This is a genomic window from Pantoea sp. GM01, from assembly GCF_000282675.1.
Taxonomy (GTDB): Bacteria; Pseudomonadota; Gammaproteobacteria; order Enterobacterales; family Enterobacteriaceae; genus Pantoea; species Pantoea nemavictus.
Window position 1 is genome coordinate 13,008 of the sequence record NZ_AKIU01000044.1, and the last position, 23,465, is coordinate 36,472.

17 protein-coding genes are annotated in these 23,465 nt (G+C 54.4%); 10 read left to right on the top strand and 7 right to left on the bottom strand.

What is annotated here, in order from left to right; genetic code table 11:
- Position 1 precedes the first annotated feature (1 nt).
- Positions 2–1,438 (top strand): 6-phospho-beta-glucosidase, encoded by a 1,437-nt coding sequence (locus PMI17_RS12605; RefSeq protein ID WP_007890106.1) that lies wholly within the window; start codon positions 2–4, stop codon positions 1,436–1,438.
- Positions 1,439–1,518: 80 nt separating this feature from the next.
- Here the strand turns inward: PMI17_RS12605 and PMI17_RS12610 are convergent, their stop codons facing one another.
- Positions 1,519–3,618: an FUSC family protein gene (locus tag PMI17_RS12610; RefSeq protein ID WP_007890107.1), complete on the bottom strand. Its 2,100-nt coding sequence runs from the start codon at positions 3,616–3,618 to the stop codon at positions 1,519–1,521.
- 243 nt (positions 3,619–3,861) lie between these two features.
- On the opposite strand from PMI17_RS12610, the gene PMI17_RS12615 reads away from it, so the two are divergent.
- From PMI17_RS12615 to PMI17_RS12625, 3 genes are read left to right on the top strand one after another with little or no spacing between them, the layout of a single operon-like run.
- Positions 3,862–4,641 (top strand): YfiR family protein, encoded by a 780-nt coding sequence (locus tag PMI17_RS12615; RefSeq protein WP_007890108.1) that lies wholly within the window; start codon positions 3,862–3,864, stop codon positions 4,639–4,641.
- Between the two features lies 1 nt (position 4,642).
- A complete protein-coding gene (locus PMI17_RS12620) occupies positions 4,643–5,857 on the top strand; it encodes a diguanylate cyclase domain-containing protein (protein ID WP_007890109.1) in 1,215 nt (404 codons plus the stop codon).
- The gene (locus PMI17_RS12625) at positions 5,854–6,327 is read left to right on the top strand and encodes an OmpA family protein (RefSeq protein WP_007890110.1); all 474 of its coding nucleotides are present in this window, start codon (positions 5,854–5,856) and stop codon (positions 6,325–6,327) included. Before PMI17_RS12620 ends, PMI17_RS12625 begins: the two co-directional genes overlap by 4 nt.
- Here the strand turns inward: PMI17_RS12625 and uvsE are convergent.
- Together uvsE and PMI17_RS12635 are read right to left on the bottom strand one after the other, a co-directional pair.
- Positions 6,314–7,288, bottom strand: a complete 975-nt coding sequence (uvsE, locus tag PMI17_RS12630; protein ID WP_007890111.1) for a UV DNA damage repair endonuclease UvsE — start codon at positions 7,286–7,288, stop codon at positions 6,314–6,316. The two genes, PMI17_RS12625 and uvsE, sit on opposite strands and share 14 nt — an antisense overlap.
- A 117-nt stretch (positions 7,289–7,405) precedes the next feature.
- Entirely contained in the window at positions 7,406–9,436 is a 2,031-nt protein-coding gene (locus PMI17_RS12635; RefSeq protein WP_007890112.1) for a choline transporter, read from the bottom strand.
- Between the two features lie 255 nt (positions 9,437–9,691).
- Here PMI17_RS12635 and betI point away from each other — a divergent pair, with 255 nt between their 5' ends.
- From betI to PMI17_RS12660, 5 genes are all read left to right on the top strand, one after another.
- On the top strand, positions 9,692–10,285 hold the full coding sequence (gene betI, locus PMI17_RS12640; protein WP_007890113.1) for a transcriptional regulator BetI: 594 nt from the start codon (positions 9,692–9,694) through the stop codon (positions 10,283–10,285).
- A gap of 13 nt (positions 10,286–10,298) precedes the next feature.
- On the top strand, positions 10,299–11,771 hold the full coding sequence (gene betB / locus PMI17_RS12645; RefSeq protein ID WP_007890114.1) for a betaine-aldehyde dehydrogenase: 1,473 nt from the start codon (positions 10,299–10,301) through the stop codon (positions 11,769–11,771).
- 29 nt (positions 11,772–11,800) lie between these two features.
- A complete protein-coding gene (betA, locus tag PMI17_RS12650; RefSeq protein ID WP_007890115.1) occupies positions 11,801–13,480 on the top strand; it encodes a choline dehydrogenase in 1,680 nt (559 codons plus the stop codon).
- 151 nt (positions 13,481–13,631) lie between these two features.
- Positions 13,632–17,639, top strand: coding sequence for a DEAD/DEAH box helicase (locus PMI17_RS12655; protein ID WP_007890116.1), 4,008 nt, complete (start codon positions 13,632–13,634; stop codon positions 17,637–17,639).
- 253 nt (positions 17,640–17,892) lie between these two features.
- The gene (locus PMI17_RS12660) at positions 17,893–18,795 is read left to right on the top strand and encodes an alpha/beta hydrolase (RefSeq protein ID WP_007890117.1); all 903 of its coding nucleotides are present in this window, start codon (positions 17,893–17,895) and stop codon (positions 18,793–18,795) included.
- Here PMI17_RS12660 and PMI17_RS12665 read toward each other — a convergent pair.
- The 3 genes from PMI17_RS12665 to PMI17_RS12675 are packed head-to-tail and all read right to left on the bottom strand — an operon-like array spanning position 18,792 to position 22,243.
- On the bottom strand, positions 18,792–19,499 hold the full coding sequence (locus PMI17_RS12665) for a cysteine hydrolase family protein (RefSeq protein WP_007890118.1): 708 nt from the start codon (positions 19,497–19,499) through the stop codon (positions 18,792–18,794). The genes PMI17_RS12660 and PMI17_RS12665 overlap by 4 nt on opposite strands.
- Positions 19,492–20,802: a cytosine permease gene (locus tag PMI17_RS12670; RefSeq protein WP_007890119.1), complete on the bottom strand. Its 1,311-nt coding sequence runs from the start codon at positions 20,800–20,802 to the stop codon at positions 19,492–19,494. Before PMI17_RS12670 ends, PMI17_RS12665 begins: the two co-directional genes overlap by 8 nt.
- Positions 20,795–22,243 (bottom strand): amidase, encoded by a 1,449-nt coding sequence (locus tag PMI17_RS12675; protein ID WP_007890120.1) that lies wholly within the window; start codon positions 22,241–22,243, stop codon positions 20,795–20,797. Before PMI17_RS12675 ends, PMI17_RS12670 begins: the two co-directional genes overlap by 8 nt.
- Positions 22,244–22,345: 102 nt before the next feature.
- Here PMI17_RS12675 and PMI17_RS25590 point away from each other — a divergent pair, with 102 nt between their 5' ends.
- A complete protein-coding gene (locus tag PMI17_RS25590) occupies positions 22,346–22,696 on the top strand; it encodes a hypothetical protein (protein WP_193372778.1) in 351 nt (116 codons plus the stop codon).
- Here PMI17_RS25590 and PMI17_RS12685 read toward each other — a convergent pair.
- Complete coding sequence (locus PMI17_RS12685; protein WP_007890122.1) at positions 22,664–23,452, bottom strand: sulfite exporter TauE/SafE family protein; 789 nt, start codon at positions 23,450–23,452, stop codon at positions 22,664–22,666. The two genes, PMI17_RS25590 and PMI17_RS12685, sit on opposite strands and share 33 nt — an antisense overlap.
- Positions 23,453–23,465: the final 13 nt, after the last annotated feature.

Consider the following 23,465-nt stretch of genomic DNA (forward strand, 5'->3'; position numbering starts at 1 on the left):
TATGTCTGAAGTGACATTTCCAGCAGGATTTTTGTGGGGCGGCGCGTTAGCCGCCAATCAGTCAGAGGGGAGCTATCTGGCAGACGGTAAAGGCTTAACCACGGTGGATATGATTCCGCACGGTGAGCACCGCATGCCGGTAAAACTGGGACTGGAGAAGCGTTTTGCGTTACGCAGCGATGAATATTATCCCAGTCATGACGCCATCGATTTTTACCGTCGTTATAAAGATGATATCGCGCTGATGGCGGAAATGGGCTTCACCGTATTTCGCACTTCCATTGCCTGGAGCCGCATTTATCCGCAGGGCGATGAATTAGCCCCGAACCCGCAAGGCATCGCCTTTTACCGTAGCCTGTTTGCAGAGTGTCAGAAATACGGCATCACGCCGCTGGTCACGCTAAGTCACTTTGACGTGCCGATGCATCTGGTGACGGAATACGGCTCGTGGCGCAATCGTAAAATGATTGAGTTCTTTAGCCGCTACGCGCGTACCTGCTTCGAAGAGTTCAATGGCCTGGTGAAATACTGGCTGACCTTTAACGAGATCAATATCCTGCTGCACAGCCCGTTCTCTGGCGCCGGTTTGGTGTTCGAACCGGGCGAAAATCCGGAGCAGGTGAAATATCAGGCAGCGCATCACGAGCTGGTCGCCAGCGCGCTGGTAACGAAGATCGCCCATGAGATTAACCCCGACAATCAAATTGGCTGCATGCTGGCGGGCGGTAATTTTTATCCGTGGTCATGCAAGCCGGAAGACGTCTGGGCGGCACTGGAGAAAGATCGCGAAAATCTGTTCTTTATCGATGTGCAGGCGCGCGGTGCTTACCCCTCTTATGCGGCTCGGGTGTTTCGCGAAAAAGGCGTTGAGATCGCCATGGAGCCGGAAGATACCGCCACGCTGCGGCATACGGTCGATTTCGTCTCCTTCAGCTACTACGCCTCACGCTGTGCATCGGCAGAGATGAATGAGCAAAACAGCAGTGCCGCCAACGTGGTGAAATCACTGACCAATCCGCACGTGAAGCGCAGCGATTGGGGCTGGGGCATCGATCCGCTCGGCCTGCGCATCACCATGAACATGATGTATGACCGCTACCAAAAGCCACTATTCCTGGTGGAAAACGGTTTAGGCGCCCACGATGAAATCAACGCCGACGACGAAATTAATGATGATTACCGCATCAGCTATTTGCGACAGCATATTCAGGCGATGGGTGAAGCGATTGCCGACGGCATTCCATTGATTGGTTATACCACCTGGGGTTGTATCGATTTAGTGGCGGCATCGACCGGAGAGATGAGTAAGCGCTACGGCTTTGTCTATGTCGATCGCGACGACAAAGGCAACGGCAGCCTGCAACGCATTCGCAAAAAATCGTTCTGGTGGTACAAGCAGGTGATCGCCAGCAACGGACGTAATCTGGAATCGATGTAATTACGGGTAAAAACGAGGATTTTGTAGGGTGCGCATGGATGCGCACATGGAGGCCATACATAGCACCCTACAGATCCCGATTATGCCCCTCCAACGACAAAACGCTGTCGCTGCAGGATTTCCGCCTGGCGCGGCGTGGCAATTGGCCAGGCTTGCTGCGGGAACAGATACAGCCGAATACTGAACAGATGAAACAGCGGCGTCAGTACCCGTTCATCGCGCTTCGCTAGCTGCTCCAGCATCAACAGCAGCAAATCCAGTTCATCCTGTAAATCCGCATGCGGCGGCGTTTGTAGCGATTTCAGACGTCGCTTCAGAAACAGCGCCAGCTCATGAAACATCTGTCCGCTATCCAGCTGATAGTGCTGCAGCAGTGCTTTATGCCGTGCGTAATAATCAAAGCTGTTGACGCCCAGCCACACTTCTTTGAGCAACATCCCGGCTGAGCGCATATCCGGATGCGGATCAAGCCGTAAACGCGGCAACACCACGTTAACCTTATCCAGCATCAGGCTAATAAAACGTTGTCGTCCCAACAGTGATGAACCATTACGCTCGGTCTCTTTAATAAAGCGCAGCAGCTCGCGCAGGCCTTGTCGCACCGCACGGCGCGCGGTCCAGGACGGCCGTTTATTGCGCATAATGGCGGTGATGATCACGGCGATCAGCACGCCCGCCATCGTGGCGATGGCATTGTTGATCAGTAAAACCAGATCGGGTTTCAAATGGTGACCCAGCCCAATAAAGCCGGGAATTTGAATCGCTACGCTCAGGCCAATCATATTGGTGGAGGGACGGGCGATCATCAATGCAAGCATCATCAGACCGGGCGCGAGGCAGATCATCAATGCTTCAAACGAGGTGGCCTGTGGCAGCAACAGCGCCACATAAATCACGCTGATAATAATTGCGACGATAACGCCACGTACAAACAGCTTCATCGATGTCAGTGGCGTATCCTGGCTCGCCAGCAGCGAGCAGAGAATCGCCGCCATCACCGGCGCTGATGCGCCATCACGCCAACCCGACGCCATCCACAACAGACAGGATCCAAAGGTGGCGCAAAACGCGGTTAACGCCGAAAGTCTAATCAGCCCTTTGTCGAAAAAGCGGTGGGTGCGTTTGCCGCGCGCCAGCGTAGTGTCGCCAGAAAGATCGCTCACCAATCCCCCGACACTTTGATACGCCCCGGCAATACGCACGAAATCCGCCAGCCGCTCCATCAATCCGGTGAATAACAGCCAATTTTCCGTGGGCAACGCGCCCTGCTGCCATGCGGCGTTGAGTTCAGCCTGGCAGTCGCTCAGCGTCTGCTGGATCGCGCTGGTTTCCCCTACCGCTTCGCCGTCGTTAAGCCAGTGCAGAAACAGTTGGAAAGTGTGCGCGACGTTTTCGGGAAAGGTGATTTGCAGGGTGGATAGGCGCTGCAGGCGCATCTCGATCGCCGTCAGCGTCGGAATTAAATAGGAGAGATGCTGGTATTGCACGCTCACCAAACGAATCAGCCGCCGCGCGGCATCTCCCTCATACACGCAGTGCGTGATCAGCACTTCCACCTGCTGTGGATGAGTCGCCATACGAATCAGGATGTCATCGCGCTCGGGCGAATTATCGCCCGGAATACCGGACAGCAGGTCGCTGCAGAGCTTGCGCGCATTGAGATACCAGTGACTGACGCTCTGCTCCAGCAGGCTGCGCATCGATACCGGGAACAACAGCGCATGCACCAGGCTGCTGCAGACAATGCCGAGCGTGATCTCTTCGATGCGTGATATCACCGTACTGGTGATGGACAGCGGCGTAGCGACTTCCGGGAAACCCATGATCGCCGCGCTGTAACCGGCGAGCATAAACACGTAACTTTTTGGCGTACGGTCATGCAGCGACAAATATAAGCAGACGCTGACCCATAACGAGACGCAGAAACAGAACAGCAACGGATGCTGTACCGTCGGCGGAAAAATAAAGAAGATGAATACGCCGCCCAATAAGGTGCCCAGCAGGCGAAACACCGATTTAGAGATGGTCGAGGCTGAATAGAGCTGAGAAGCCAGCAGCACGGTAGTGACGGCCCAGGCGGGTTTATCCAGATTGAGTTCAAGGGCGAGATAGAGTGCCAGAAAGGCGGCCAGACAGGTTTTTACAGCAAAAAAAACGGCGTTTTTTGAAAACCACTGCATGACACAAAGACCAGGATGTACTGAATGTTGCGTATCCTGCCAGAATGTAAAAAACCCTCACCCCGATAAATACGTCAAATTGTTTCGTAATCGAAAAACATGTTCATCAACCGCATTGTTAGCACGGATGAAACGTAAGCGTGGCTAATGGAGTTAACCTGATGAGTCCCGTATTTCCGGCTAAAATGCCCACTACCCGCCGATTCACCGGTGGGAAACAGGGATCAGTTATCAGGCAAATAAATGTGTACTGGATCACACTTTGCTGCAACCCACCCTGTTGTTCTGGTTATCCATAAAATAATTTCGCGCATAAATCTCCCTGGTAAAAGCGACAGCGCAGCAAGAACGTTCGCCAGTAATGGCAAACGGAAGCATCAGTACATTTTTAAGCGCAGCGATGTTAATATTTACGCGCTTAATCAGGCGCTGATCCTTGCGAAGAACTTTCGGGAACGCAGTATGTTATGTAAACAACTTCATCATCGGCAAGCTGACTTGCTCCTCTCCCTGCTTCACGCCTGCAAGATTTTAATTAATGCCGTTTTCGTGCTGTTGTTTATTTCTCATGCGGCTTTTGCTGAAATAAAAGACGATAAAGCCAACCGTATTGTCAGCGGCATTATTAGCTTTACCCATTGGCCGCAATTAACCCGTGCCCCGCAACTCTGCGTATTCTCTTCGGCCCAGCATCTCTCCTTGCTGCCCAAAGCTGCGCCTGCGGCAACACCCTTCAGCGTGGTCTATTTGACCAATGAAAGCGAACTGGCGTTACAACACTGCGACGCGGTCTATTTCGGCGACCAGTCGCCGCAGCAACAGTTAGAACTGGCGAAACAATTCCAGGGCAAAGCCGTGCTGACGCTCGCGGAGAATAACGCAGACTGTACTGTTGGCGCCGCGTTCTGCCTGATCTTCAATACCGATCACACGCTGTTCTCCGTCAATCTTGATTCGCTTGCTCGCAGCGGCGTCAAGGTGAGTCCGGATGTGCTGTTGCTGTCGCGCAATGGAAGCAAATAAGATGAAATTCGAAAAATTAAGTCATGAAAAATCATCGATCCGCAATACGCTGCGCAAAATTAGCACCATTAACTCTGCGGTTATTTTACTGCTGTGCTGGCTGTTGCTCTCGTCTACTTCCCTACTGTTTATTAAAAGCTACGAGAAAAGAAATCTCGAGTTGATTGCCGCCACGCTCAGCACTACTTTGACTGCCGCCACGGTATTTGAAGACAGCTACGATGCGCATAATAAAATCGCGCGATTGGGCAATGAAGGGATGTTCGACTCGGCGAAACTGGTGACGGACGATAACACCGTGCTGGTCGACTGGCATGATCAACAAGAACAAACCGGCTGGTTCTCGCGTTTATTGCGCGAGTGGATTTATCTCAAGCCGCTCACCGTTAATATCAACCACTCTGAAGCCACCGTCGGCATGCTGACGCTGGAAGGCACCGTGACCGGCGCTGCCGAATTTATTCGCTACTCGCTGATGATTTTGACCAGCGGTATGTTGTGCGTTTTAATTATCTCCTTCCTGCTGAGTGAATTCCTGCATCGCGGCATTCTCGCCACGCTGCGTAACATCACCAGCTCGATTCATTACGTGATTCAATCTGGCGATTTTTCCTTACGTATTCCGGAGAGCCCGACCCGCGAATTCCAGCTATTTTCCGATGACCTCAACTCGCTGCTGAGCGAAATGCAGACGCTGCAGACCTCGCTAATGCGGGATAATCGCTCGCTGGCCGCCAAAGCGCTGGAAGATCCGTTAACCGGTCTGGCGAACCGCACGGCGTTTGTCGCTCAGCTCACCCGATTACTCGATCAACAATTTGCCAAAGAGCGCTTTGCCTTGCTGTTTCTTGATGGCGATCGCTTCAAAAGCATCAACGATAACTGGGGCCACGCCGCTGGCGATGAGGTGCTGAAAGCCATTGGATCACGCCTCTCCTCTTTGGCTTATCAGCAGGATTTGGTCGCCCGCTTAGGTGGAGACGAGTTTGCCATGCTGGTAAGCAGCCGGGCCAGCGAGGCGCACCTGCAACTGCTGATGCAAGAGATTCACGAAAGCATCAAGCATAAGATTGTGATTGCGGAAGGCACGCCGATCACCACGTCGGTGACCATTGGCTACGCCTGGTCGCAGCACGGCGACACGGTCGAGTCGATTCTGGAGCGCGCCGATATGAACATGTACAAAAACAAGGGAATGAGTAAGGTACGGATATGAAGATAAGAATTTTGCTGTTGATGGCGATGTTGGCGCTGGTCGGCTGCCAGTCAAAAGGACGTTTTACTGATGCGCAGATTGCGGCAATGCGTGATGCCGGTTTCAGTGAAAATAACGAGGGCTGGGGATTGGGCTTATCGGACAAAATACTGTTTGGCGTCAACGAATCGGAACTGACGCCCGCCAGTAAAAATACCATTCAGACGATGGCAAATAATCTGGCGGCAACCGGCATTACCCATGTGCGCATTGATGGCCACACGGATAATTACGGTAAAGCGGATTACAACCAACAGCTATCGTTGAAAAGAGCCAACGCCGTGGCGGCACAGTGGGCGCAAGGCGCATCGATTTCGCGTGACACTATCGTTACGCGCGGCTTAGGCATGAGCGCGCCGGTCACCACGAATAATAGTGCGCAAGGCCGCGCCCAAAACCGCCGTGTAGCGATTGTGATTACCGCGCCGTAATCAATTGGCGCTCGAGCGCATAGTGATATAAACGGTCGCGCGCCAAATTCTTCATTTTTACTTCGCACATTATATCGAACGCATTAAACGACAGCGCCCAATCATTTAACGTCTGATTAAAGTAGTAATCAGAGTGGGCGCGAAGTTTCGACTTCGATATGGCTAAATCCTGCTGATCGGGAAAACCGTGATCGGGGATGATGCCTTCCTGAGCAATTGAATAATGCAGCACCGGTCGCACACCGCGCCATGACTCGTTGAGCAGTGCGATGCGTTCATCATCGGCCTGAATATAGTGGTTCTCTTTCACCCAATGATGGTGAATATCCAGCACCACCGGGCAGAGATTGCGCGCCTGTAACACATCATCCAGCGAGCAGGAGATTTCATCATTCTCCACCGTCAGCATATTGCGCGCTTCCGGACTCAGGCGGAGAAACGCCGCGCGAAATCCATCAATGCCCTTTTTACCGTTCATATGGATGTTGATTTTGAAATCCTGGAACTGCCGGCCAAAGCCCATTAACACCGCGCAAGTGGCGTGATACTCCACATCCTCTATTGCCCGATCAACCACGCCCTCATTATCGGACGCTAGCACCGTATATTGGCCGGGATGAAACGAGAGACGGATATGATGACTGCGCGCCAGATCACCGCAGCGGCGCAATAACGGCGTGAGTTCGGCTAACAGTTCGCCATACAGCTGGGTTGCTTCAGGCACGGTATAGAGCGGCAACAGATCGCTGCCAATACGCATCATGCGGAGAGCCTCAGGTTCTTTCGCCAGCTGCTCAAGTGTCAGGTAGAGGTTTTGTAGATTGTTTTGCGCCAGCAGATTCAGCAGCGTAATGCGTGCATCATCATCCAGACTGAGAAAGCGCGTGCGGGTGGTACTTTTAAAGGGATACGGCTGTTTAGCCTGTTGATCCAGATACTTACAAGCAAAGCCTAATTTCATTTTATCCCCCATTTAATCAGCTTGAAAGCTTAGCTGTGATTGGGGAATGTGCCAGGTGCAGGATGCAGCTGCACCTGGCGCAAAGCATAGGTCACCATTTATGGCGACCACCACAGGTTACACGTCCGGGAAGGTCATGCTGCTGCCCGGCGCTTCGCGATGCAGATGGATAAAGTTCAGGTGACGTTCGTACTGATCGAGAATATCGATGATCACCTGCTCTTTGTTGTAATCCATCAAATCATTGCCCTGGCTGCCTTCCAGCAGGAAGGTTTCGAGGCGGTAGTAGGTTGATTTACCGCTGCGAGCGCGGTAGGTAAAGCCCGGGACCGAATACTGCTGAGGCCAGATCTGATAGACGAAGTCCTGCTCTTCACCCAGCAGCACGCGCAGATCAAGGTGGCCCAGCGGCTGCGCTTCATCGGGTTCAACGCGCTCCAGCGAAACACGTCCGCCGCGCAGTTCCAGCTCTTTCGCCACATCCTGCATCGCCGGGAACAGCACCTCTTCCATCATTTTCTGCGTATAGCGCGTACCCGGATAGTTCATCAGGCGCGACAGGCGCTTCTTCCAGCTCAGACGATCGTTACTCGCCGGAATGTAAGGCGCAGTATCGCGGCTGGCGCTGGCGCGACGATGATCTTCAACCTTCAACGATTTATACAAGCCGGCCATCACAAAGAAGATCACGAAGCTGAACGGTAAGCCCATAATCACCGTGGCGTTCTGCAAGGCAGAAATGCCGTTGGTCATCAGCATGCCCATGGTCAGCACACCAATCGCTATCGACCAGAAGATACGCAGCCAGTTTGGCGCATCGCTATTGATGTCTTTCAGCTTCGAAGTGAAGTTACCCAGCACCAGCGAGCCCGAATCCGCCGAGGTCACGTAGAACAACATACCGGTGATGGTGGCAACCGAAGCACTGAGTTTAAACGCCGGATACTGCGCCAGCAGGCTGTAAAAACCACGCTCAGCATGCGCCATCACTTCCTGCGCAAAGCCCGCATCGCCGTGAATAATTTCATACAGCGCCGCGTTACCAAACACCGACAGCCACAGCAGCGTAAAGGTGAACGGAATAATCAGCGTGCCCAATACGAACTCACGAATGGTACGGCCGCGCGAAATACGGGCGAGGAACAGACCGACAAACGGTGACCATGCCACCCACCAGGCCCAGAAGAACAGAGTCCAGCTGTTCATCCACTCTTTCGGTTGATCAAAAGCAAAGGTGTTGAGCGTCATGCCCATAAAGCGATTGACGTAGTCGCCGACGTTCAGCACCAGCGCGTTGAGCAGGAAATCCGTTTTGCCCATAAACAGCACGAACAGGATCAAGCCCAGCGCCAGTGCGACGTTGAGTTCCGACAGAATACGAATGCCTTTATCGACGCCGGAGGTCACTGAAATGGTGGCGATAATCACCGACAGCACAATCAATGCCGCCTGGGCAGTGAATCCTTCGGGGATATCAAACAGCACGTTGAGGCCGTAGTTCAGCTGCACCACACCAATCCCTAGCGTGGTCGCGATACCAAAGATGGTACCGATAACCGCGGCGATATCCACGGTATGGCCAATCGGGCCATTAATGCGTTTGCCGAAAATGGGGTAGAGCGCCGAGCGGATGGTGAGCGGCAGGTTGTAACGATAGCTAAAGTAGCCGAGCGCAATGCCCATCAACGCATACATCGACCAGCCAGTAACGCCATAGTGGAACAGCGTCCACACCATCGCCTGGCGCGCGGCTTCCATGGTCTGCCCGGCCCCTTCCGGCGGCTGCATGTACTGCGTTACCGGTTCGGCAACCGAGAAGAACATCAGGTCAATCCCGATGCCGGCGGCAAACAGCATTGCTGACCAGCTCAGCAGGCTGAATTCAGGTTTGGATTGCTCTGGTCCGAGCTTGATCGCCCCATAGCGTGAGCACGCCATATAGACCACGAACACGATATACACCGTGGCAGCGAGCATGTAGTACCAGCCAAACGTGGAGGTGACCCAATTCACGGTGGTCTGGATCCAGCTGGCAGCTAATTCGCTGTAAAAAATCGTGACAAGTGAAAATGTCAGAATCAGTCCGGCTGAGGTGAAGAACACCACAGGATTGATTCTGTCTTTTTCACTGGCAGGTGGATTAATCATCGATTACCTCTGGTTAATTTCCTGTAATTCATGCCAATAAAGCCCGTTTTAGTCGCCATTGATGGCGATCTTACGCGGGAAAGTGCGGTTTTCGTAGGGTGCGCGTTAGTACACACCTGCTGAGTTCCTTTCAACTCACCGCTCCGTTTTGTAACAAACGAAGCACAGCATCCTAACAAATTTCTTTTTTATATTGAACGTGCAATCAAAAAAAGTTTTAATAGTGTCCTTACATTGCGGTGGAGCTGGAGTTTTATGCCAAAGGTGGGAATGCAGCCGATTCGTCGTCGGCAACTGATTGATGCGACCCTGAGCACCATTAACGAAGTCGGAATCAACGACGCCACCATTGCGCAGATTGCGCGCCGTGCTGGCGTATCGACGGGCATCATCAGCCACTACTTCAAAGACAAGAACGGTCTGCTGGAAGCGACGATGCGCGACGTAACGCGTCAGCTGCGTGATGCGGTCGCAGCAAGGTTGAAGCCGCTGGCCGATGCCAGCACCGAAGCGCGTCTGGTGGCGATTGTGGAAGGCAACTTTGATGATTCGCAGGTGCACAGCGCCGCGATGAAAGCCTGGTTAGATTTTTGGGCCAGCAGCATGCATCAACCACAGCTCGGACGCCTGGAACGCGTCAGCAGTCGTCGACTGTTTTCCACGCTGGCTGCCGAGTTTCGTCGCGCAATTCCCCGTGAGCAGGCGCGTCTGGCGGCACATGGCCTCGCCTCGCTGATTGATGGCCTGTGGCTGCGCGCCGCGTTAAGTGGCAAACCGTTCGATTTAGCCATCGCCAGAAGGCTTACCACCCAATTCATTCGTCAGCAGTTGGCTGACCAGAATCACTGAGGAAGGAGAAATCATGTCCCGATTCACCGAGCAACACCTTTATATCGATGGCGCACGCGTTCCGGCTGCATCTGGCAACACATTCCAGACCATCAACCCGGCAAACGGCGAAGTGCTGGCCGAGGTTCACGAAGCCGAGCGCGCGGATGTTGATCGCGCTGTCGCCGCGGCGAAAAAAGGCCAGAAAATCTGGGCGGCGATGACCGCAATGGAACGTTCACGCATTCTGCGTCGTGCGGTTGATATTCTGCGTGAGCGCAATGATGAACTGGCCGCGTTGGAAACCCTCGACACCGGTAAACCGCTGAGCGAAACCCAATATGTCGATATCGTCACCGGTGCCGATGTGCTGGAGTATTACGCCGGCTTGATTCCTTCGCTGGAAGGCCAGCAAATCCCGCTGCGCGACACCTCTTTCGTCTATACCCGTCGTGAGCCGCTGGGCGTGGTGGCCGGTATCGGCGCGTGGAACTACCCGATTCAGATCGCCTTATGGAAATCGGCACCCGCGCTAGCTGCCGGTAACGCGATGATCTTCAAACCAAGCGAAGTTACGCCGCTGACCGCGCTGAAACTGGCAGAAATCTATACCGAAGCGGGCGTGCCGAACGGCGTGTTTAACGTGGTGAACGGCCGCGGCGCGGTGACCGGCCAGCTGCTGACCGACCATCCGGGCATTGATAAAGTCTCCTTCACCGGTGGCGTGGCCAGCGGTAAGAAAGTGATGGCGAATGCCGCGGGCTCAACGCTGAAAGATGTCACCATGGAACTGGGCGGTAAATCACCGCTGATCATCTTTGATGATGCCGATCTCGACCTCGCCGCAGATATCGCCATGATGGCCAACTTCTACAGCTCCGGCCAGGTTTGCACTAACGGTACCCGCGTCTTCATCCCAGCCAAACTGCAGTCGGCATTTGAAGCAAAAATCGCCGAGCGCGTGGCGCGCATCAAAGCGGGTGACCTGAATCATCCTGACACTAACTTCGGTCCGCTGGTCAGTTTCGCGCATCGCGACAACGTGATGCGCTTTATCGAATCGGGTATCAGCGAAGGTGCGCGTCTGCTGTGCGGCGGTAAACGCCTGAGCGGCGCAGCATTCGACAAGGGTGCGTGGGTGGAACCGACCGTGTTCACCGACTGCCGCGATGAGATGACCATCGTGCGCGAAGAGATCTTCGGGCCGGTGATGTCAATTCTGAGCTACGAAAGCGAAGAAGAGGTGGTTCGCCGCGCGAACGCCACTGAATTCGGCCTGGCTGCCGGTGTCGTGACGCAGGATCTTAACCGCGCGCACCGCGTGATTCACCAGATTGAAGCCGGTATCTGCTGGATCAATACCTGGGGTGAATCGGCCGCTGAGATGCCAGTCGGAGGCTATAAGCACTCTGGCGTTGGCCGCGAAAATGGCCTGATGACGCTGCAAAATTACACCCAGGTGAAATCAGTGCAGCTCGAAATGACCCGTTTTCAATCCGTATTTTAATTTTGGCTTTTTAACCTGAGGAACGACTAATGGAATTTGATTACATCATTATCGGAGCCGGATCCGCAGGGAACGTTTTGGCGACAAGACTGACCGAAGATAGCAGCGTCAATGTGCTGCTTTTAGAAGCGGGCGGCCCAGATTACCGCTTCGATTTCCGCACGCAAATGCCTGCGGCGCTGGCTTTCCCATTACAGGGCAAACGCTATAACTGGGCATACGAAACGGAACCTGAGCCGTATATGAACAACCGCCGCATGGAGTGCGGACGCGGCAAAGGTTTGGGCGGCTCATCGCTTATCAACGGCATGTGCTACATCCGCGGTAACGCGATGGATTTGGATAACTGGGCGAAAGAGCCTGGCCTCGAGAGCTGGAGCTATCTCAACTGCCTGCCCTACTATCGTAAATCTGAAACGCGCGATATCGGTGCCAACGATTATCATGGCGGCGAAGGCCCGGTAAGCATCACCACCTGCAAACCCGGCAACAATCCGCTGTTTGCTGCGATGATTGAAGCGGGCGTGCAGGCCGGTTATCCGCGCACGGACGATCTTAACGGCTATCAACAGGAAGGTTTTGGTCCAATGGACCGCTTTGTGACGCCGAAAGGTCGCCGTTCCAGCACCGCGCGCGGTTACCTCGATACCGCGAAAACGCGTCCGAACCTGAAAATCATCACCCATGCCACCACAGACCGCATTCTGTTTGACGGTAAACGTGCGATTGGCGTGCAGTATCTGCTGGGTTCCAGCAATACCTCACATAAAGTGCAGGCGCGTCGTGAAGTGCTGCTGTGCGCGGGTGCGATTGCATCGCCACAGATTCTGCAGCGTTCCGGTGTCGGTTCGGCTGAGTTAATGAAGCAGTTCGATATCCCGCTGGTACACGATTTGCCGGGCGTGGGCGAAAACTTGCAGGATCACCTCGAAATGTACCTGCAATATGAGTGCAAAGAGCCGGTTTCGCTCTATCCGGCACTCAAATGGTGGAACCAGCCGAAAATCGGTGCCGAGTGGCTGTTTAACGGCACCGGCGTCGGCGCCAGCAACCACTTCGAAGGCGGCGGCTTTATCCGCAGCCGCGAAGAGTTCAGCTGGCCGAATATTCAGTATCACTTCCTGCCAGTCGCGATTAACTACAACGGCTCGAATGCTGTAGAAGCACACGGTTTCCAATGCCACGTTGGCTCAATGCGCTCACCAAGCCGCGGCTATGTGCGCCTGAAATCACGCGACCCACGTCGCGATCCGGCGATTCTGTTCAACTACATGTCGCACGAGCAGGATTGGCATGAGTTCCGCGATGCGATTCGTATCACGCGCCAAATCATTAATCAGCCGGCGCTGGATAAGTATCGTGGCAAAGAGATCAGCCCAGGCCTGGATTGCCAGACCGATGAGCAGCTGGATGAATTTGTGCGCAACCACGGCGAGACCGCTTATCACCCGTGCGGCACCTGTAAAATGGGTACCGATGAAATGGCAGTGGTAGATGGTGAAGGTCGCGTGCACGGACTGGAAGCCCTGCGCGTGGTGGATGCCTCAATTATGCCGTTGATCATCACCGGCAATCTCAACGCAACCACCATTATGATTGGTGAAAAAATCGCGGATAACATTCGTGGTCGCCAACCGCTGCCGCGCAGTGAAGCGGATTACTTTGTCGCCGGCGATAAACCGGTGCGCGCTGAACCGATGCGCGGATAACCACGCCGTTTGCAGGGTAACGTTCTGTTACCCTGCTCTTCTCTTCATACCTACCAAAATCAATCAGTTATTACGCCGTCTGGCTATGCTATGTCTTAGCCGTTACCATGTCTGCAAAAGTAACCTTGCACAGTGATTGACGGAAAGTGATATGACTTCAGTGAATAGCGCTCATCATGATTTAGCCGATACGTTCGCCTCGTTTTCTTTTCATCAGAGCATGCTGCTTAATTTGCTGGCGGTGATGTCTCCCTTATCGAAAACGGCGATCATGGCGGCGTTAAACGCTTTTGACAGCAAACCTTGTCGTATCAACCATCCCGAGTTAGATGCCTTACTGGAGGAGTTTCAACAAGCGGGATGGATTGCCCTGGTGGAACAACGCTGGCAGCTCACTAAAAACTACGAAAATAAGGTTGTTTTGCAGCTGTTACGCCATCCCGAAGTCCTACACGCCGTTCTTGATCATTGCAGTACCTATCGCACCAAAGTCGTCGATATTCATAAGACACTTATGTGGATGTCTGCGCTGGCGGGAATGATGGATCAGCTCACAGAACACACTATCCGTTGGCGCTATTACGGAAATTTCCAACTGGACGATCATCCTGCCATTAAACTGATTGCGGATGAGGCGGGAAGAGAGGCTTTTACCCTGCTGCATCACGATGTGCAAATCCTGCTGCTCTCCACCGCGCTTAGTGATGCCAGCGAGCAATTCAAGGTCAGCCCGCAACTCTGGCAGTTCGCACGTAACTTCGCCGCAGCTTTACCAAACATTCCTGGGATGATGATTGACGCCTTAGCGTTTGAAGCACTGTGGCGCGACGATCGTGACTTCCTGAAAACCGAATTACCTTATGCAGCTCAATGCTGGTTGGCTTTGTATCAGGGAGAACCTCAGTCAGCGATGCAAGCCTGGCAGCTACTGGTAAAACAGCTGCGTAAGCTTACCGGCAAACGCAAACTGCAACTGCCGCCGGAATTGGCGATATTAGCTGCCATCACCCTGTTTTCACGTACTGAACCGCAACAGCCGGCCGAATTACTTGAACTTACAGAACAGAGCAAAAACGACAATATTGCCTGGTGGTTATTTGAAGGATTAATCACTAAGCGATTTGGTATCACGCCTAAACAGCGCAGTTTTGAGTACATCGATAAGCCGCTCATCGGCATAGCCGGCATGTTTCAAGCCCTGATTCTGTACTGGCTTGGCGATATGCAACACCCAGAACAACAGCGTTCGCGCCTGCTGGAATTTGCGAAACAACTGGAAGAACGGGGTTATACGCTTCCCGCATTTGAAATGCGAACCCTTTTACATCATCAGTTCTCTGAACCTGCGCCTGAAAAACCCCGCCAGCGTCAGGCGATTAGCCAGCTTTGGCAGCGTAAAGAGACATGGGAATACGCGCTGGAAGCACTGGCGCAACTTTCGCCAAAGAGTAGCGAAAGCACGTCACGCCTCGCCTGGCTCTTGTCGCATAACGGCTATGGGATTGAGATGATTCCCGTGGAACAGAAACGGAATCAGCAAGGCTGGAGCAAGGGACGCTCCATCGCGCTAAAACGCCTGCGCCACGAATCCGATAAGCTGCCGTGGCTGGTGGCGCAGGATCGCCAGGTCGCCAAACATATCACTTCGCACTACAACTATTACGGTTCGGATAGATATGAAGTTGACGCCAATAAAGCGCTGCCGCTGCTGGCCGGACATCCCGCTGTTTTCTGGCAAGATGCGCCGGATGTCCGCATCGATGTTGAGTCAGGACAAATCCAGCTCTCGATCAGCGAAAAGCACGGCCAACTTTGCCTTAGGCTCAACCCGACTTTCGACAGCCGCGATCAGGTCGTGATCGTTAATGAAACGCCGACCCGATTAGTCGCCTATGTGGTGAACGAAGCACACAAAAAAATTGCCGCGGTACTTGGTGAAGAGCTGCGAATTCCCGCAACCGCACGCGACAAAGTTTTGCGTTCGATTACTGCCGTTGCGCCACTGCTGCCTATTCAGGCCGATCTGCCTGAGTTCACTGCCCACATTCCACACGTCGAGGCAGATGAAAAAATTTATGCGCAGCTGTTGCCGCTGGGCGAAGGTTTACGCTTGCAACTGCTGGTTCGCCCTCTCGTCAACGGCAGCTGGCTGCCGGTAGGTCGTGGCAATGAGATTGTGCATGGTAAGCAAGACAAGCAAGCGGTGCAGACCCGACGCGATTTGAAACGCGAAGAGGCCAGCATGCAGCAAATTTTGCAAGCCTGCCCCCTATTGACGGAAACGGAGCAGGACAATCAGGAATGGCAATTTAACCAGACGCAGGATGCACTGGAAATGCTGAGCCAATTGCGAAGTGTCGATAGCAACTTACTCGAATGCGTCTGGCCCGAAGGTGAGCGGATGCGCTTTACCGGCCGCCGTGATATGCGTGCGTTAACGCTTAACGTGATGCGTCAGGGAGAATGGTTCGCGTTATCCGGTGAGTTGAAGCTGGATGACGATAAAGTGCTAAAACTGCGTGAATTGTTGAAACTGGTTGAGGAGAGCGAGGGACGCTTTATTCGCCTTGGCGATCAAGAGTGGCTGGCACTGGATCATCAGCTGCGCCAACGTTTGCAACAGTTAATGCTGATGGCGGTAAAAGACAATAAGGCGCTGACGGTTACTACATTAACCCTGCCGTTTATCAAAACGCTCGCTGAAGAAGTCGGCGATTTGCGTGGCGATAGCGATTGGCAGCAGCAGTTGCATGAATTAAAGGCCAGAGAGAAACATCTGCCTGGCCTACCGAGCACGCTCAAAGCCGAATTACGCGATTATCAGCTGGAAGGATTCTATTGGCTTTCACGTCTGGCGCATTGGGGTGTGGGCGCCTGCCTGGCGGATGATATGGGACTGGGGAAAACCTTGCAGACGTTAGCGCTGCTGCTGGAACGTGCTCCGCATGGCCCACAACTGGTTATCGCCCCCACATCCGTGACCTACAACTGGCTGAGCGAAAGCGCTAAATTTGCGCCAACGTTGCAGATGCGCGATTTTCGCTATCGCCGCGATATCGCTGATATCGGCGAATTTGATGTCGTGGTTGTCAGTTACGGCATGCTGCTGCAGGAAGCTGAACGCTTTGCCGCTACGCAATGGCACAGCGTGGTATTGGACGAAGCTCAGGCGATCAAAAATGCGCAGACCCAGCGCGCAAAAGCAGTGATGGCATTGAAGGCCGATTTTCGCTTAGCGCTCAGCGGTACGCCGATTGAAAACCATCTTGGTGAGCTGTGGAGTTTGTTCCGTTTCATTAATCCGCGTTTGCTGGGCGATCAAAAATCCTTTAGCCAAAAATTCACAGTGCCGATCGAGCATGGCAGCAAGCTCGCCGCTTCGACGTTGAAGCAACTGATCAAGCCGTTTGTCCTGCGCAGAACCAAAGCTCAGGTGCTTGACGAGCTTCCGCCGCGCACAGATGTTCTTCACCAAATTCCCCTGAGCGAGAGTGAAAAACATTGGTACGAGGCGCTGCGCCAGCAAGCCATCGAGAACCTGCAAGAGAGCAAAGACCTCAGTACCATTCAGGTGCTGGCGGAGATCACGCGCCTGCGCAGATTTTGCTGCAACCCTTCACTGGTTCTGCACGACGTTTCGCTGGAGAGCAGCAAGCTCAAGGCCTGCCTTGAAATCGTCAATGAATTACGCGAAAACCACCACAAAGCTTTGGTGTTTAGTCAGTTTGTTGACCATCTTGCCCTGCTGCGCGCAGCACTCGATGAACAGAATATCGCTTATCAATATCTGGATGGTTCAACGCCTCCGGCTGAGCGGAAAAAGCGTGTAAATGATTTTCAGGCGGGTACGGGCGATCTGTTCCTCATCAGTTTGAAAGCCGGTGGTACCGGACTTAATTTAACCGCGGCAGATTACGTTATTCATCTCGATCCGTGGTGGAATCCTGCGGTAGAAGATCAGGCCAGCGATCGCGCCCATCGTATCGGTCAGGATCGACCTGTGACTGTCTATCGACTGGTAATGGAAGGCACGATTGAAGAACAAATAGTTGGCCTGCATAACCGTAAACGTCAGCTGGCAGCCGACTTACTGGAAGGCAGTGATAGCGTGGGGAAAATGAATACCGAGACATTGTTGTCGTTATTGCGTGGAGATTAATTAAGATGCTCATGGGCATATACCACCTTATATGCCCATTTAATTCTTTATAGAGCGGCCGCAACAGAATCCAACGTCAATTTCGCTGATTGAAAGACCACAGCAATGTCGCTAAAGCCCGGATCAAAAAATCACATTAAGGTATGTTGTAACTATAACCGTTAATTTGCCTCGTCGCATTTGGTAATACAAAGCCGCGTCCACCTGCTGACTTTTCTGCTTCAATGGGCCTCCCATTTCATGAGGACCCAACATGAATCGCCGCCATTTTTTATCCTGCCTTTCGCTTTCGGCGCTGGCCATGCGCAGCGGAATGACGTTTGCTGCTGCCACGCAAGTAACCACTAAAATTTTACCGCTGTGGCCCGATTTACCGCCAGGTGGCGGCGGCCCTTCTGGCAATGTGGTGATCTCAGACAAAGGCGCCCAACGCAATATTGTGCAGCCCACGCTTACGCTATTAACCCCTGCTAAACCCAATGGTCGCGCGGTCTTAGTTGCCGCAGGTGGCGGCTATACGCGTATTGAGATGGGTAAAGAAGCCTGGCCCGCCGCCGCCTGGCTGACGGCACGCGGCTACACCGCCTATGTGCTGAGTTATCGCTTGCCGCATGAAGGCTGGAAAGATGGCGCGATAGTTTCATTGCAGGATGCACAGCGTGCGTTGCGCATGGTGCGGCAGCGTGAAAAGCATGTCAGCGTGCTGGGATTATCGGCTGGGGGACATCTGCTCGGCATGGCCGTAACCCGCGCAGATTTTCGTTCTTATAGGGCAACGGACGCGTTGGATAACCAACCGGCTACAGCCGATCGCGCAGCGCTCATCTATCCGATTATCACGCTGGAGCCGCCCTACACGCATACTTCAACCCACAAGATTCTGGTCGGCAAAAAAGCCTCCACCAGTGAAGATGCACGTTGGTCAGTGCAGGAGTTCGTGAATCCGCAATCACCGCCCTTCTTTCTGGTGCAGGCTGAGGATGACCCGATCTCCGATCCCCACAACACGCTTATCATGGCCGATGCCTGTCAGCAGCAGCATGTACCGGTTGAGATGCATCGCTACAGCAGTGGCGGACATGGCTTTGGTATGGGCAGGCCCGGCACACCCACCGTGGCGTGGCCGGAGCTCTATGAAAAGTGGTTGAGGCGTTAACTTACCTCAGCCGCTTGTTTGCTGGCTAACCCGGCCAGCAAGGTCTGTGAACTGGCAACCGCGCCAAAAATCCCGCCCTGCATATGAATCATGCTGAGTGCCGCTTCGTGATGCTTTAATTCGGTCGCGGCACAGCAATCGGATAACACCAGGCACTCGAAGCCGCGATCGTTGGCTTCGCGCAGCGTGGTATGTACGCACACATCGGTGGTGATACCGCCGATGATCAGATTGCGAATACCGCGACTGTGCAGGATGAGCTCCAGATCGGTGGCGTAAAACGAGCCTTTCCCCGGTTTATCAATGATGATTTCACCCGGCAGCGGCGCCAGTTCCGGAATAATTTCCCAGCCAGGTTCGCCGCGTACCAGAATGCGCCCGCACGGACCCGGCGCCCCAATTTCCGCCTGCATGCGTTTCGAGCGCCAGCGCTTGTTGGCCGGAAGATCGCTGAGATCTGGCCGATGCCCTTCGCGGGTATGAATGATCGGGAATCCTAACTCGCGCATCTTCGCCAGCACCTGCTGTAGCGGCTTGATTGGCGCGCGCGTCAACGCGATGTCATAACCCATGCTGTCGACATAACCGCCCTTGCCGCAGAAGTCGGTTTGCATATCAATAACCACCAGCGCGGTATCCTGCGGGCTGCAACGACCGTCATACGGCCACAAGTAAGGAGTCGAATCAATCGCATAATCAGGCATTTTTTTCCTCCATCACCTTCACTACGCTTTCACGTTTGAATTTCACAATCAGCGTGTAACTGGCCGCGGCAGTGACCAAACCAATCACCGCTTCACCGAACTGCGGGAAGGCAATGTGCGCAATTACCGCACACAAACTCCCTATCGCCCAGCCGGCGAAGGCGCTACCACGCAGACGGCGTGCCTTACGCTGCTCGCTGATTTTGGCCATAAAGATCAAATCGACGATCATCACCGCGCCAAACGGCGGTACCACAATGCCAAGCAAACTTAGCCATTCAAGGAAGTAGGACCATACGCCAGCCAGCGCCAGTGCCCCGCCGATGACGCCAAGAATTACCGTCCACAGACGCATCTTGCTGCTGAACAGATGGCTGAAGCCCACCGCGCCGTTATACAGGCAGTGCGTGCATACCGAACCGAGGTTGATGAATACGAATAGGAAGGCGATGACTGAGAGCAGCATGCCGTGACCCATTAACATCGGCAGGAAGTTGCCACCGTTGCTCGCCGGATCAACTGCCGCGCCGACCGCGACAATCACGACGCCAAAAAGGTAGGAGATGACGTTCGCCATCGGGAAAGCCGAAAACGCCGCGATCACCGCTGATTTACCGTCTTTTGACCAGCGGGTAAAATCAGCAGTCATGGTACCCGAATCAGCGAAACCGGCGACCACCATCGTCACCGCAGTGCCCATGCTCATTACGCCCACCGCGCCGCTGCCCCCTTTAAACTGCGTAATGGTGCTGAAATCATGATGCTGGCCAATCAGCCATAAAGCCACTAAACCCAGCACCACAAACAGCGGCGCGGCGATAAGGCCGAGCACCGACAGCGCGCGCACCCCGAGAAACGTAACCGCGGTATACAGCACCATGGCGAACGCCGTCACCGCCAGCGCATTCCAGCCAAAAGTTTGATTGATCACCGTGCCCGTTAAGCCGGTCTGGAAGGCGTACCAGCCAATCACCACCGTCGACAGGAAGCCAGAGACCAGGATGTAACCTTTAGTGCCGAAGGTGCGCTTCGCCTGTAGCGCGAAGTTCATGCCGGTATTGCCAGCAAACCAGCTCAGCGCGCCGACATAGGCAAACAGCACCAGGTTACCCAGCAGAATCGCTATCAACGCGGGCCAAAAACCGAGATGCCAGGTAATGATGCCGCCGAACAGCGCGTTGGTGAGGATCATGGGAAAACCGAACCACACTGCAGATACCGAGCCGGTGGAGTGGCGATGGCTGAGCGGTACCGGCTCGTGTTCGAACTCCTGCTCCAGAGCAGGTGAATTTTTGTTAGTCATGGGCATCTCCGATTGAAAAAGGATGAAGGTGATTCCAGGGTTGAATGCGCTCGAATGCGGCACTGGCCGCCAGCACCAGGCCATCGTCCAGATGACGACCCACGATTTGCATGCCAATCGGCAGGCCGCTGGCGGTGAAGCCCGCAGGCACGGACGCCGCCGGTTGGCCGGTAAAGTTGAACGGGAAACAGAAGGAGAGCCAGTGATCGCTGCGCACCATGCGGCCATCAATAATTTCCGGCCCCTGCATATTAAGCGGGAACGGCGGTACCGCCAGCGTCGGTGACAGCAGCAGATCGTAGTGCTGCATAAAGCGCCACATCTGATTGCACAGCTTCTTGCGCATGGTATTGGCATCAGTAAAGTTTTCGGCACGCCAGTCGCGTTGCAGCATGGCGCTGAGGTGTGGCGACATGCGCGAGCCAAGTTCAGCGTGCATCTTGCGCATGCCGGTCAAATCGCTTTCAAAAGCCACCAGCGCGGCGAACGTCGCACCTTCATCGGCGGTGCCGGGATCGACTTCATCCAACTCGGCACCCAGCTCCTGCGCAAAGCGTCGCGCCGCCTTGGTGACAACGTCACGCACTTCTGCATCCACGGCGATATAGCCAAAGTCAGCGCTAAAGGCGATACGCAGTCCATTGAGCGGTTTATCCAGCGACGCCAGCCAATCCACATCACTGCAGGGAATTGAGTGGCGATCGCGCATGTCTGGCCCCGCCATCACCGACATCATCAGCGCGCTGTCACGCACGCTGCGCGACATCGGACCGATGTGCTCTAAGGATTCCCAGCTGGATACGCCGGGATAGCGCTCGTCGCGACAGCCCGGCCAGAGCGGCACGCGCCCCATCGATGCTTTCAAGCCAAACACGCCGCAGTGGGCAGCAGGAATACGCACCGAACCGCCGCCATCGCTGCCTAGCGCAATCGGACACAGGCGCGCCGCCAGGGCAGCACCGGAACCGGCGCTGGAACCGCCCGGCGTTTTGCTCAGATCCCACGGGTTGCGCGGTGAAGGGAATAACGGATTGTGTCCCACGCCGCTATAGCCAAACTCCGGCGCGGTGGTTTTGCCCAACAGCACGGCATCGGCAGCTAACAGGCGCTCAACGGTAATGTCATCTTCTTCCGGAACGAACTCGGCATAAGCATGCGATCCGGACGTGGTTTTTACTCCTGCGGTGCAAATCAGATCTTTCACCGCCAGCGGCACCCCCGCCAATGCACCCAGGGTTTCGCCGCGTGCGCGTTTGGCATCAATAGCCGCCGCCTGCTGCAGCGCCAACTCCGGCGTGGCGGTGCAAAAGGCCTGAATCTGCGGCTCGCGCAGTGCCATGCGATCCAACGCGGCCTGCGTCAACTCTTGCGCCGTTACCTCCCCGCTACGGATCAACGCCGCCAGCGTCGTGGCATCTTCATCCAACAGTGCATCAAACATGCGAATACTCCCGATTTAGCAACTAACGGAGATATTGCAGATTACGTGCCAATACTTTCCAAAAAATGACGCGTTTGAGCCAAAGCCAGATGGGATACGCTCTTGGATACAAGATCGAATACTTATGTTTCTTTACAATGCAGGCCGGGATGCGCAAAGCACAACAATGGCGCAACGCTGCGCCATGTTGAGGTGCAGACTTTGCCAAAAATGACCACGCTGAAAATAGTGGCAGCCGGTAGCCTGCGCGCAGTGTGGCCGGATTTAGTGGCAGCGATCAGCTGCCAATTCGCCCTTACCGTGAACACCGAGTTTGGCCCGGCGGGCATGCTGCGCCACGCAAGCGTTACCCTTTGCCGCGTTTTTGACCTCAGAAAAAGCGCAGACGATTTTGCAGCAGCATGGTTTTATGCCCCGCACTTAAACCGCAATGGCGAACAGCACCAGGCATAAAAGCGCCACGTACACCCGGGCATGCCACCCATCGGGAACGGCCGGAATGCATCGGCGAGCAAACATGATGCCGCTAAAACCGGCTATCACCAGCAGCACCAGGATTTTCAGGCTGATAAATCCCAGATAGCCGCTAGCGGCTATCTTTTGCCAACCGCTGATGGCGTAAGTGATAGCACCACAAATGGCCACCGGCAGTGACAGCGGATTAGCCGCGCTGACGCAATCGCGCATTGCGTAGCCGTGGCGGCGCAGTAGCGGTACGGTCATCACGCTGCCGCCAACGCCCAACATCGCGGCGATGATCCCCATCGCCGTGCCGCCAGCACTGGCGGTCAGACGAGAGAGCGATCGCGGCGTGCTACAGCTGAAGAACCCTTTGCGTAGCAGACAATCGGCGATGGTTACCAGCATGTAGATGATAAACAACCTGCGTATCCAGTTATCATCCATTTCGCCAGCCAGCGACGATCCGATCACCGCACCCAGCGCGATGAACCACAGCAGCGGGAGCAAGGTGGCTTTATTCAACTTGCAGCCGCGCCAGTTATGGTAGCTGGCCCAACCGGCGTTGAAGATCATCACTGCGGTCGAGGTGGCCACCGCGATGTGCATCGCGTCTGCCGCCAGCAGCGGTTGTTGCGCCAGCAGCTGGTAGACAAATGGCACAACGACAAAGCCGCCACCAAAACCAAACAGTACCGTGGTAATGCCGGTAGCAAACCCCGCCAGCACAATAATTAATAGCTCATTCATTACCGTTCTCAGC